Source organism: Vibrio sp. M60_M70, assembly GCF_037162085.1.
Classification (GTDB): domain Bacteria; phylum Pseudomonadota; class Gammaproteobacteria; order Enterobacterales; family Vibrionaceae; genus Vibrio; species Vibrio diabolicus.
This window is the reverse complement of sequence record NZ_JARLUL010000001.1, coordinates 599,837-612,468: the sequence shown is the minus strand read 5'-3', so window position 1 is coordinate 612,468 and position 12,632 is coordinate 599,837. Positions and strand designations below refer to the sequence as shown.

At 44.3% G+C, this 12,632-nt stretch carries 9 protein-coding genes and 2 pseudogenes; 3 read left to right on the top strand and 8 right to left on the bottom strand.

Features of this window, described 5'->3' with window-relative positions; translation table 11 throughout:
* Position 1: 1 nt before the first annotated feature.
* On the bottom strand, positions 2–937 hold the full coding sequence (gene ribF / locus P4S59_RS02895; protein WP_046873948.1) for a bifunctional riboflavin kinase/FAD synthetase: 936 nt from the start codon (positions 935–937) through the stop codon (positions 2–4).
* 70 nt (positions 938–1,007) lie between these two features.
* Positions 1,008–2,569: pseudogene (murJ, locus tag P4S59_RS02890) on the bottom strand (murein biosynthesis integral membrane protein MurJ).
* Positions 2,570–2,874: 305 nt separating this feature from the next.
* Between murJ and rpsT the strand changes: the two are divergent.
* Positions 2,875–3,135 (top strand): 30S ribosomal protein S20, encoded by a 261-nt coding sequence (gene rpsT, locus P4S59_RS02885; RefSeq protein WP_005381938.1) that lies wholly within the window; start codon positions 2,875–2,877, stop codon positions 3,133–3,135.
* Positions 3,136–3,440: 305 nt separating this feature from the next.
* Here the strand turns inward: rpsT and P4S59_RS02880 are convergent, their stop codons facing one another.
* Together P4S59_RS02880 and nhaR are read right to left on the bottom strand one after the other, a co-directional pair.
* Positions 3,441–3,743, bottom strand: a complete 303-nt coding sequence (locus P4S59_RS02880; RefSeq protein ID WP_005397309.1) for an ArsR/SmtB family transcription factor — start codon at positions 3,741–3,743, stop codon at positions 3,441–3,443.
* A gap of 289 nt (positions 3,744–4,032) precedes the next feature.
* Complete coding sequence (gene nhaR, locus P4S59_RS02875) at positions 4,033–4,923, bottom strand: transcriptional activator NhaR (protein ID WP_005381942.1); 891 nt, start codon at positions 4,921–4,923, stop codon at positions 4,033–4,035.
* Positions 4,924–5,309: 386 nt separating this feature from the next.
* Here nhaR and P4S59_RS02870 point away from each other — a divergent pair, with 386 nt between their 5' ends.
* Both P4S59_RS02870 and P4S59_RS02865 read left to right on the top strand, forming a co-directional pair.
* Positions 5,310–6,455, top strand: coding sequence for a Na/Pi symporter (locus P4S59_RS02870; protein ID WP_031780616.1), 1,146 nt, complete (start codon positions 5,310–5,312; stop codon positions 6,453–6,455).
* A 148-nt stretch (positions 6,456–6,603) separates the two neighbouring features.
* Positions 6,604–7,746 carry a flavohemoglobin expression-modulating QEGLA motif protein gene (locus P4S59_RS02865; protein WP_337167959.1) on the top strand — a complete coding sequence of 381 codons (1,143 nt, stop codon included), beginning with the start codon at positions 6,604–6,606 and terminating at the stop codon, positions 7,744–7,746.
* Between the two features lie 70 nt (positions 7,747–7,816).
* Here P4S59_RS02865 and P4S59_RS02860 read toward each other — a convergent pair whose 3' ends face one another.
* The 4 genes and pseudogenes from P4S59_RS02860 to ptsP form a co-directional block, all read right to left on the bottom strand.
* A complete protein-coding gene (locus P4S59_RS02860; protein WP_337167958.1) occupies positions 7,817–8,668 on the bottom strand; it encodes a thymidylate synthase in 852 nt (283 codons plus the stop codon).
* Positions 8,669–8,677: 9 nt separating this feature from the next.
* On the bottom strand, positions 8,678–9,499 hold the full coding sequence (gene lgt / locus P4S59_RS02855) for a prolipoprotein diacylglyceryl transferase (RefSeq protein WP_005381948.1): 822 nt from the start codon (positions 9,497–9,499) through the stop codon (positions 8,678–8,680).
* 87 nt (positions 9,500–9,586) lie between these two features.
* On the bottom strand, positions 9,587–10,378 hold the full coding sequence (locus tag P4S59_RS02850) for a sulfite exporter TauE/SafE family protein (protein WP_006743341.1): 792 nt from the start codon (positions 10,376–10,378) through the stop codon (positions 9,587–9,589).
* A gap of 10 nt (positions 10,379–10,388) precedes the next feature.
* Positions 10,389–12,632 (bottom strand): annotated as a pseudogene (ptsP, locus tag P4S59_RS02845) (phosphoenolpyruvate--protein phosphotransferase); the annotation flags it as partial.

Below are 12,632 nucleotides of genomic sequence, written 5' to 3'. Positions count from 1 at the left end.
CTCAACGCTTAAGCTGACGCAGCCACACCCTTGCTGCTTCAGCATCCAATTCGATTTGTTGTTTAAGTGCTTCAAACGACTCAAACTTTTGCTCATCTCGAAGTTTATGCAAAAGTTCCACTTCTAGTTGCTTGCCATATAAATTGGCATGAAAGTCGAATAAGTGTACTTCTAACTGCTGGCGAACGCCATTGACAGTCGGTCTTTGACCAATATTAGCGACACCGCCAATTGGCTTATTTCCTAAGCCAAGCGCTTGAACAACATAGACTCCGGAAACCGGAGAAACACAGCGTTTCAAAGGAATATTCGCAGTAGGAAAACCTATCGTTCTTCCCAGCTTTCTTCCGTGAGAAACACGACCGCTGATGCTGTAGTTTCTTCCCAGCATCTGTTGCGCGGAATGCAAATCGTCACGCGCCAGCGCTTGACGGATAGCCGTACTGCTGACACGTAATTGTTGTAAACAAAAGCTCTGGGTACTCACGACATCAAAACCGTACTTTTCCCCCGCTTCCTGCAGCATTGCAAAGTTACCTGTACGGCCTTTGCCAAAGCAGAAATCATCACCAACGACAAGAAACTTAACACCCAAACGCTCGACCAACAAGTCACGGATAAATTCTTCCGCGGTTAAACTTGCAAAATGACGATTGAAATTGACGCAGAGCAAGCGATCAATATCGAGCTTACTCAATTGCACGAACTTATCGCGTAATCGCGTCAACCGTGCAGGTGCCTTATCTTTGGCAAACAGCTCCATCGGCTGAGGTTCAAAGGTCATCACAACAGAAGGCAATGATAGCCTGTCCGCTTGCTCAGACACTTGCTGCAATACTTGTTGATGGCCTTTATGGACACCATCGAAATTGCCAATAGTCAGCACGCAACCATGATGTCGCGGGGTGATATTGTGAATGCCTCTAATCAGTTCCATTGGATACTGCTTTCTGCCTCTGTTTTTACTTTACACTGTGTGAAACTGACGGATTATATACTAATCACCCTTAGTCTGTCCCAGCTTTTAGGTCTTTTAAGCGTGCACCAGTTAAAAATAGAACCACTAGGTAAACCACGGCTCCTAGACCGATCAACATTCCTAGTACACCGCTGCGGTGAGCAAAGCTCCAATCTAGCCACACTGACATGTCTTCCAATTGCCATAAGATCGCAGCCACCATCGCCGCACCTGCAATAACCAAACGTATAATAAAGAAGACGGTTCGTTTGGTGATTTGGTATACCCCTGCGATATGTAGACCACGATACAGCAATGCCATATTCACAAACGCCGAAAGTGCCGTCGCGATAGCCAAACCAACGTAACCATAAAAGTACGCAAAAATTGCGTTAAATACCATGTTGGTCACCATCGCAATGATGCCGTACTTTACTGGCGTTTTAGTATCTTGACGCGAGTAATAACCTGGCGCGAGCACCTTAATCAGCATGAAGTTCAACAAACCTGAAGCGTAGGCAAAAGCGACAATGATGCTTGATGTACGTCTTGAGGAGAAAATTCACCTCGCATAAACAGAACCATCAGCATAGGTTTTGCCAGTACCATCAGACCAAGCATTGCAGGAAGGCCAAGCAAGATCACCATGCGCACCCCCCAATCCATGGTTTGCGCGAAGCCTTCACTTTGTGCGTCAACGTGTTTACGTGAAAGCGCGGGTAAAATCACAGTCGCAATCGCAATACCAAACAGACCTAAAGGAAATTCCAATAAGCGGTCTGAGTAATATAGCCAGCTAATCGAACCGGTTTGCAAAAAACTGGCGATGAACGTATCAAACAACAGGTTAATCTGACTGACCGATACACCAAATAAAGCGGGGATCATCAAAGTGCGGATTTTCACTACACCCGGATCGCGCCAGCCCCATTTTGGCTTAACCATGACGCCTGCTTTAATAAGGAAGGGAATTTGGAATAAGAACTGGACCAAACCACCTAAGAAAACACCAATGGAAAGCCCTATTTCTGGCATTTCCATTTGCGGCGAGATAAACCACGCCGCAAAAATAATCATCACATTGAGGAAAACAGGGGTAAAGGAGGAGACAGCAAATTTACCTAATGTATTGAGGATAGCGCCCGATAGAGCGACAAAGGTAATGAACCATAAATAGGGAAAGGTGATTTTGAGCATCACGCTAGCAAGCTCAAACTTTGCTGCAGCCGGGCCACCATGCATCCAGTCAAGGAACCAACCAAAACCAAACACAGCAGTGACCACGCCGGAGCCTAGGACACCTAAAATGGTAACAATCGAGACTATCACCCCTAACGTACCCGCCGCGCGAGCAATGAGCTCCCGAGTTTTATCCATGTCGCCTTGAGCATGGCTTTCCGTTAAAACAGGTACAAACGCTTGGGAAAAAGCACCTTCAGCAAACAAACGTCGTAAAAAATTAGGAATTTTATTGGCGAAGAAAAAGACGTCTGCGCTTGCTCCTGCCCCCATTAAATTTGCCACTACAACATCACGAACTAGGCCAAGAACGCGGGAAATAAATGTCATAGCACTGACGATCATGCCAGACTTGAGTAGTCGTTTACTCACTGTAACCTCGGAATATCACCATAAGACAGCTAACCCTATACTGTTTCTCTGACAGGTGCTGTAAATAGACGTCAAAAATCTATCCGCGGGTTGTAAGGAATAAGTGTGCCTTTCGCGGATAATTATTAGCATTGGTATAAAAATGCTGTTAGAATCCCCGCCATCTTAACCGCGATAACCTCTCTTACCAAAATTTGTTTTGGCTTAGATCGGTTTTTGCACAAATCATTTGACATTTAAGCGCAAATGAGGGATATTCCTCGCCCTTAAATTGTCACAGAACTAAGTTTTTGGGAGTTAGACCCTTGGCAAATAGTAAATCTGCTAAGAAGCGCGCTATCCAAGCTGAGAAACGTCGTCAGCACAATGCTAGCCGTCGCTCAATGATGCGTACTTACATGAAGAAAACTGTTGCTGCTATCGAAGCAGGCGACAAAGAAGCTGCAACTGCTGCATTCGCTGTAGTTACACCTATCCTAGACCGCATGGCAACTAAAGGCCTTATTCACAAGAATAAAGCAGCTCGCCATAAGTCTCGTTTCGCTGCACAAATCAAAGCTCTTTAATAGAGTCCTGATTTTACAGTGAAGAAAAAACCGACCTTGTGTCGGTTTTTTTATATCTACAAAATTTTCTTAATAAAAAGCTGGCAATGCCAGCTTTTCTTTTTTCTGCACGCCTATTCAAAGGCATCAGCTTATTTACCTTATAAAGCTCAAACTGGAAAGCACCAATAAAACACTTGAGAACAAAGCAAATTGGTCGATGCGCAGCAACTCTACCATCAAAAGTTTAACGCCACTCTCAAATATTCCAACGAGTTAGACTCACAGCCTAAAATGAACGATATATTAGGTATATGTAATTAACGCTAAGCGCTTTCAGCACAATAAAGACTATGCAGTGTTTTTATTAACGCTTTCACTTCATCACTCTTTAATGTGTAGTACACGGTTTGTGCTTCTTTCCTTGTCGTGACTAGCTCATCACGGCGAAGCCAAGCAAGATGCTGAGATAATGCCGACTGGCTTAGCTCTAACTTTGCACACAGCTCTCCCACGGACAGCTCTTGGTTATGCAGCATACAAAGGATTTGTAGGCGTCTCTCGTTTGCCATCGCTTTGAGCAACACGACGGCTTTTGCGGAGTTCTGCTCCATTTCTTGTAGATTCATGTGTTGGACCTCTAGCTACAACTTACTTATTCCAACCCTGGCCAGCTTGTTGTGTTGCACTGATTTATATATCTAAGAAAATCAAGATACACTTCCAGAGTCTTCATTATTAGAACCTCTAATTTAGTTGTTAGTGATACACCAATATTATCCACCAAAGTGGAGAATTGATGCGCCATCAATAATTAATAGTTTTGCTCACTAAAACAAGTATCTTGAGTTACTTAGGTATTATTTAGAATTATATTTTTATTGATAGTAATCTATTTATTTGCGCAACGATACGGGTTTACTCAAACATTTGACTGAAATCAGCATCACAAACATTTTTTACCGCTGGGTGTTGGATCATTCGTTCCGCAAAAATCACGTAGTACTCTTCTTTTAACCCATCGACATGACCAATTAGCTGTAGATTTCGGTCGTCCTCAATCTCCGACATGTATACGGTCGGCGCCAAGAAAATCACATCATCGTGGTACCGTGCGAAAGCCTTCATCAACGCGACATCATCAAATTCTCCCAACACATTAGGCTGAAGACCTTGACGATCAAACCACTGAATAACCTTACGCCCCATTGCTGTTCGGCTTGCAGGAATCAAAAGCTTTTTCTGTTCCAGAATCTCAGGAAAACGCACATTTTCAATTTCAGAAGAGGCGAAAAAGCTCATGCTGCTCTCACCTAGCTTTTTGCTATAAAGGCCAGGGCTTTGAGTTGAGTCAACGGGACAATCCGAGAGGATCATATCCAGCTTGTGCTGAGACAGTCGTTCAAGTAGCAATTCGTGGGTTGACTCATAACAGCGTAAATGAATACTGTTATCTTCCGGGACAGTCGTCATTAGTACTTTACTGACCAAGCGCTTAGATAACGCATCGGCTACGCCAACTTCAAACAGAATGTTCGAGTGCTGACTGTAATTGACGATATCTAACATCTCATAACTCAAACCAAACATTCGGTCGGCGTACTTAAAAACAAGTTGCCCTAACTCAGTTGGCTCAACTGTACGACCATTTCGTTTGGTTAACTTTCCTTTCATGCGTTCTTCAAGCGCTTTAATCTGCCCTGTCACGGTTTGCGGTGTCAGGAAAAGCGCATCGGCCGCTTTAGTTACAGAGCCCTGTTTGCACACCATCCAGAAATAATATAGATGGTTGTAGTTTAGATGTGACATGATCAAGTCCCGAAAAGAAAGTGATGCTTTTTATACCAAATGTGACAGAGACAAACAATAAACTCGACAAAACCATACAATACATTACAAAAACATAAGTTTTACCGAATATATAAAATTAATACTGTCATAAAAGTTGAACTGAGGCGCATTTTCTTTCTAAAGAAAACGCAAAAACCACACAAAACAAAAGTCAAATTTACTCATTAAATTCAAGGAGTTAAAAACCATCAATTTTCCCTACTCACACCACTATCAAAAAGAACAATAAAAATTACTCACAGCAAGAAATCTGTAATATTACTGAAATATTTGTTCTCTAACATCGCCCGCAGTTTCAACTACAGACCGAAAAATGAACTGAAAGGTCAACGGAGAAAATTATGATGAACCAAGCTACTTCAACAGTGGCGCCAATTTCGAGCACTGCTCGTTGGTTACGCTGGGCTAACTTGGCATTCATGTTGTATCTGCTTCTTCTAGCAGTATCTATGGTTGGTAGTGGCTTCAAATGGGCAACTGGCGATCAAGCTAAGGTGCTATTTGAGTTTGCCGCTCACCCTGTTGCAGGGCTAATGATCGGCTTGGTAGCAACAGCCTTAATTCAGTCCTCAAGTACTGTAACGTCTATTATTGTAGGTTTGGTTGCAGGTGGCTTACCAGTAGAAACCGCGATTCCAATGGTGATGGGTGCCAATATTGGTACCACAGTGACTAATACGCTTGTTTCTCTTGGTCACGTACGTTGTAAAGAAGAGTTCAAACGTGCATTTGCAAGCGCAACTATTCACGACTTCTTCAACTTACTTGCTGTTGCTATTTTCCTTCCGTTGGAAATGATGTTCGGCATTTTAGAGAAAGTTTCTCATTGGCTTGTTTCTCCACTACTTGCTACTGGCGATATGAGCATTAAAGGATTCAACTTCATTAAGCCAATAACAAAACCAGTTGTGGGTGCAATTAAAGAGCCACTTTCAACATTCGGTGATACTGTTGGTGGCATCATGCTTATCGTTTTGGGTATTGCGACAATCTTCGTTGCAATTACGGTAATGGGTAAGCTAATGAAGAGCCTAATGGTTGGCCGCGCACGTGAAATTTTGAAAAACGCGATTGGTCGTGGCCCTATTCACGGTATTGTATCGGGTTCAATCGTGACTGTGTTGGTACAATCTTCATCAACAACAACTAGCTTGATGGTTCCACTTGTGGGTACAGGCGTTCTTAAAGTTCGTGATATTTACCCATTCACGCTAGGTGCAAACATTGGTACTTGTATTACGGCGCTACTAGCAGCAACAGCCGTATCGGGTGAGTTTGCGGTATTCGCGCTTCAAATCGCTCTGGTACACCTAGTATTTAATATCATGGCAACACTGTTTATCTTTGGTATTCCGTTCCTACGTGAAATTCCAGTGAAAGGCGCTGAGATGATTTCTGAAATGGCTATCAAGAACAAAGCTGTTGTCGGTGGCTACCTAATGTCTGTATTCGTTATTTTACCAGGCGCGATCTTAGCCCTAACGACATAACAATAACTTACATACCATCGCTTATTGTTTAGGCTCCACATTGTGGGGCCTTTTTTGCGTTAATGACGCTGTTCAAATTCGTTGTCTGGTGATAATTTGAGCCATACCAGCATACTTATGCTGGGCTACCTCATTTGGAGTCGACAACATGACGCAGCTTAATGGCACTATTTCTGATCAGCTACTCGCAATAGACGAAAACCTAACTCAACTGGTTGCTGATATTGATATCCTCAGTAGCGTGAATCCTCTCAATTATGCTCAGGAAAGAGAGCGCTTTATTAAGAACAAATACTCTCAAGAGCCTAACTTCCAATACTCAACTACCAATCTAGATACTCACAGCGCAAAGCGACGTCTGTATGAACTGCCTTTAGAAAATATTCAAGACACCCAATTACAAAAGCTGTACGCGGATGTGATTCAGTCTTACGCAGATAAATTGGATCAAGTGAATACTATCGGTACACAAGAGTTTCTTTATAACTCCTTGCGCTATTACGGAGAGCCGAGCGCCAAAGATATTGCCAACGCCCATTTCATTTTACACCTTCCCACGGAAGAAGAGAGCAAACCGCAGCATGATAGCCGTGCGATAGCACACTTCATGCAAAACTTTGCTCAACGTAATAGATATGAGTGTGAAATACAGGTGTTGGATGGGATGTTAGCAAACGCACTCGTTTCGGGGTCTCGAGTCAAAATTAACCACGCAGCATACATCACGACCGATGAGTTAGAGGCTCTCGCACATCATGAAATGGGTGTACACCTTCTTACTACGCTTAATGGTCGTCAACAACCGCTAAAGGTCCTGAGCTTAGGGTGCCCAGCCAATACCAACACCCAAGAAGGGCTGGCTATATTGTGTGAATATCTGTCAGGACATTTCAGTATCAAACGCCTAAGAACCTTAGCCTTACGAGTCCTGGCGGTAGAGTCGATGATCAAGGAACGAGATTTCCGCCATACGTTCATGCTATTAAAAGAACAGTATAAAACGTCTGACCTTCAAGCATTTACAACGACTGCTCGTGTGTATCGAGGAGGCGGTTTGACGAAGGATTACTTGTACCTCAGAGGGTTCCGAGAGGTGCTCAATGCCTACGATAAACTGGGCGATGACTTTTCATTGTTGCTATGTGGGAAAACAGAACTGAAGTATTTTGAGCTTATTCACTCATTAGTGAGCAAACAAATATTCACCCAACCCAAGTTTATTAGCCCGGCACTGTCTGCACCGAAGCAGACCAACCCTATTCACCGCTATATTGTCAGTGCACTCAAGTAATATCTTCAAAGTACGAAAAAGCAAAAAGCTCCATTCGGAGCTTTTTTCATATCTTGAAGAACAACACTGGTTACACTGAGAATGGGTAACGAATAGGGTCGTGATGCTCGTATCCTTCAACCCAAAAGTCATCCAGTGTGACCCATGTTTCCAGATCTTCTAGAGATTTAATCTCTGGATTGATGTGGAACGTCGGCGCTTTTAATGGTTCACGCTTCAACTGAACATCACGCATCAGTTCAAGCTGATCTTCATAAATGTGCGCATTCACAATCTTATGAAATGCCTGACCAGGTTTCTTGCCCGTGATTTGCGCCATGATCGCCAAGAACACGTAAACTTGAACCATATTGAAGTTTAAGCCAAGCGGTACATCACACGAACGCTGAGTACTGTTCAGGTAAAGCGTATCATCCAGCAATGAAAAATGGTGGCTATACATGCAAGGACGCAAGCACCCCATGTGGAATTCACCCGGGTTGTAGAAGTTCAAGATTTCACCGCGATCATCAAAACCACGCGTTAAGTCATCCACTATCTTGCGTAATTGATCAACATGTCCGCCATCAGGCTTCGCCCATGCGCGCCCTTGGACACCGTAGACACGGCCCATGTCATCTTCGCCCTTACGATATGGATTATTTAACCAAGCATCATTTAGGTTGGCATTGGCATCCCAGGTTTTCGTGCCCAGCTTACGAAAATCTTCCGCATTATCGTAACCACGAATATACCCTAGTAGCTCTGCAACGGCCGCTTTCCAAAAACTTTTACGTGTGGTGACCAACGGAAATTGATTGTTCGCAACATCGTAGGTTAAATCCGCGTTGATTACGGTCAGGCAGCGCTTGCCTGTACGCTCATTTTCAACCCAAACACCTTGGTCAACGATGCGTTGACACAAATCTAAATACTGTTTCACACCAATACCTTACTTCGTCTTTTGTGGTAACTCGTCTTTGTAATGACCACGTTTGTATGCCCAAACCATCATTAGGACACCGATAACCACCATTGGCAGGGATAGAATCTGTCCCATGGAAATAAAGCCACCGAATAAACCCAAATGAGCGTCTGGTTCGCGCACGTATTCTACTAGGAAACGGAAGGTTCCGTAACCCGCAAGAAAGAGCCCTGAAACAGAACCTAGAGGACGAGGTTTCTTGATGAACCAATTCAAGATGAAGAAAAGTACGATACCTTCAAGCGCCATTTCATAAAGCTGCGATGGATGACGTGGCAGTGGACCGCCATTTGGGAAAACGATCGCCCAAGGCACATCCGTTACTCGGCCCCACAATTCGCTGTTCATGAAGTTACCTAAACGCCCCATACCCAAACCAAATGGCACAAGCGGCGCGATAAAGTCGGCAACGCCGAAGAACGTTCGCCCGTTTTTGTGTGCATACCAGAACATCGCGGTAATCACACCCAGTAAGCCCCCGTGGAAAGACATACCACCGGTCCACACTTTAAACAAATACAAAGGGTCAGCCAGGAAAAGCTCAAAATTGTAGAAAAGCACGTAGCCAACACGGCCACCAATCACCACGCCAAGGAAGCCTGCGAACAACAAATCAGAAACCTGTTCTCGTGTCCAACCACTTCCCGGCTTATCCGCACGTCGGTTCGCCAACCATAGGGCGAACATAAAGCCCACAAGGTACATCAAACCGTACCAACGAACCGAAACAGGACCAATAGAGATTAAAACCGGATCAATATTGGGAAATTCAATATATCCCTGAGACATAAATCATTCTCTTCTTATCACAACAAAATAAATATACCCAAGTAACCTCTAGATGCTTGGTTCAGCGAGAATGACTTGGGTACAAACTTAGAGCAGCATGGTCGCTGCTACAAACATTAAGAACACCGCGAATATCTTTTTTAATACCGCAGTTGGAAGGTTAGTTGCCAGCTTCGCACCCACTTTTGTTGTGAGCATCGAGGCCATGGCAATAGCTAATAATGCTGGAAGATAAACATAGCCAATACTGTATGAAGGTAAGCCTTCCACTTTATAGCCATGTAAGATGAAACCGATCATACCAGAAATAGCAATCACGCAACCACAAACGGAAGATGAACCCACCGCTTTACGCATTTCTATCCCGTGTTTATTTAAAAATGGGACCGATAGTGAACCACCACCAATACCAGCAAGGCTTGATACGACGCCAATCCCCGTGCCATACGCAACGGTCACCGGGCTGCTCGGCATAGGTTTACTGCTCGTAACTTTAATGGAACGGAACATTTGTACTGACAGGCAAAGAACAATGACACCAAATACTTTCGGCAAGTAGTGCGTAGGGATCCACTCAGCAATATTGGCACCGACAAAACCACCTATAACCACACCTGGCATCAACCATTTTACGACGAACATATCGACATTGCCGAGCTTAAGGTGATTCATCGCCGATGAGCCTGACGTGACAATAATACTCGCTAACGAAGTGGCTAGGGCCATGTGCATACTCATTTCTGGAGAGATTCCAGCAAGAGGAAGCAAATACAACAAGGCAGGAACAACAATCAAACCACCACCGATACCGAGTAACCCCGCCATCACACCCACAAAAGCGCCTAGCGCCAACAATAACAAAAATAAAGAGACGGTCACGATTTCCTACTTTTTTACCTGCACGGATAAAGCCCGCAAAGCCCTGTTGAATGAAGAAGTCATGCATCATTTGATGGATGTCCTCCCCGTAGGATTTTGTCATTGCTTGCTCCGCTAATTTTTCTAATTCTTCTTGTTGACTATGACGAATCAAATATTTCACCTTAGCCACGTTGGAGGTGTTCATACTCAAACTGGTATACCCTAACCCAAGTAAGAGAAGAGCGCCAAATGGATCACCCGCTAGCTCACCACAAATACACACGGGCACCTGATATTTATCACACACCTCATGGATTTGCTTAAGCGCTAACAGTACCGCAGGATGCATAGATTCATAGACATCCGCTACGCGCGAATTGTTCCTATCTACCGCTAATAAATACTGAGTTAAATCGTTTGTCCCGACAGAAACAAAATCAACACGGTGAGCAATCGTTGGCAATAAATACACCATTGATGGCACTTCGATCATGACCCCAACTTGTGGGAACTGAATTCTATCATCAAGCAACACGGCTTCGCTGTGGGCTTGATTAATCAAGCTAATGGCATCGTCTAGCTCTTTTACCCCAGACACCATTGGCAACAAAATACTTAAATTACCGCTTTCTGCACTCGCCCTTAACATTGCACGCAGCTGGATCAAGAAAATATCTGGGTGATCTAATGTAAAACGAATGCCACGCCAGCCTAGAAACGGATTATCTTCTTCGATCGGCAAATATGGCAAAGGTTTGTCACCACCAATATCCAAAGTGCGCATCACCACTCGTTGATTCGGATAACTGTTGAGTATCGCTTGGTATTGATGATACTGCTCATCTTCTGACGGAAAGTGATGCTGAAGTAAAAATGCAATCTCAGTTCGGTACAACCCAACTCCATCAACACCTGTATTGATGGCAATATTACTGTCTGCACTGAGCCCCGCATTGAGCATAATTTCGATGTGGTGATTGTCTTGCGTAACCGCTGGGAGTGCTAGGTCCTTGTTTACCATGGCAAACAATTCTGACTCTTCACTCACTAAGCTGCGATACTCTCGCAATAATTGACGGTTTGGCTCTAGGAAGATCTCGCCCGTATAACCATCCACTATCCCGAGTTTGCCATTGACCACATCCGGGTTAATGTTGGCGCCCATGACAGCGGGAACTCCAAGTGCGCGAGACAAAATAGCCGCATGAGAGTTCGCGCCACCTTCTAGTGACACGACGGCTAACAAAAACTCTTTAGGTACAGACGCGAGCAAGGTGGCTGTGAGTTCACTCGCCACCAAAATAATGGGACGATCAATTGCAGAATTTTCTTGCTCACTGTTATGTAGAAAATAGAGCAGCCTTTGCCCTAACTCTCGGATGTCTTGCGCTCTCTCGCGCATGTAGACATCCGACATTCTGGCAAATCGATTCGAGTATGATTCTACCACTTGGCGTAACGCCCAATCTGCCCTGTCTCCTTTTTCAATCTGTTTCTTCAAATCACCACGAAGCATCGGGTCATTGAGTAAGTGCGTAAACAGATCGAAGATCGCCAGCGCATCTTTGTTGATTTCACTGTCCAGCTTTTTCCGCATACGGCGAAAATCATTTAACGCTCGCTCTATGGCCACCAGCAATGTCTCGTGCTCACGTTCCTTATCTAACGTGGACGATGGGAAAACATCCGATAAACTCGGTTGGGTATTGTCGAACCAAAACTCTCCAATCGCGACACCAGTAGATGCAGGCAAACCTTTTAATACCGTGGGTTTAGATGCCAACTGCCAATGCCCAAGATTCTGCGCATGCGCAATAAGCACTGCTAGCTGAGCGGACAACGTGACAAGAAACGACTCTTCCATTTCACTGAACAAGCGCGGTGTTTTTTGCTGGATCACCAACACACCTAAAACTTGTTTTCGATGAATGATTGGAGTGGCTAAAAAGGAGTGGTAAATCTGTTCGCCGAGTTGAGGGAAAAATTTAAACTCGGGATGTTTTGAGGCTTCGGCAAGGTTGAGTGGCTCTGCGCTTCGTTTAACCAACCCAACCAAGCCTTCATTGAAGTTGATATGAATACTATCACCTTCAAAAATAAGGCCTTGAGTTGCCATTAACTCAAGGCGCTGCATTTCTTCATTAGCAAGATAGATAGTACAGCACTCAGTGCGAAGGGCAGCACAAGTCTCTTTCACCAATATATCGAGTGCCAGATGCACATCATCGACCCTGGAGACTTTCTCAACTATTTCCCTTAGCTGACTGAGCAT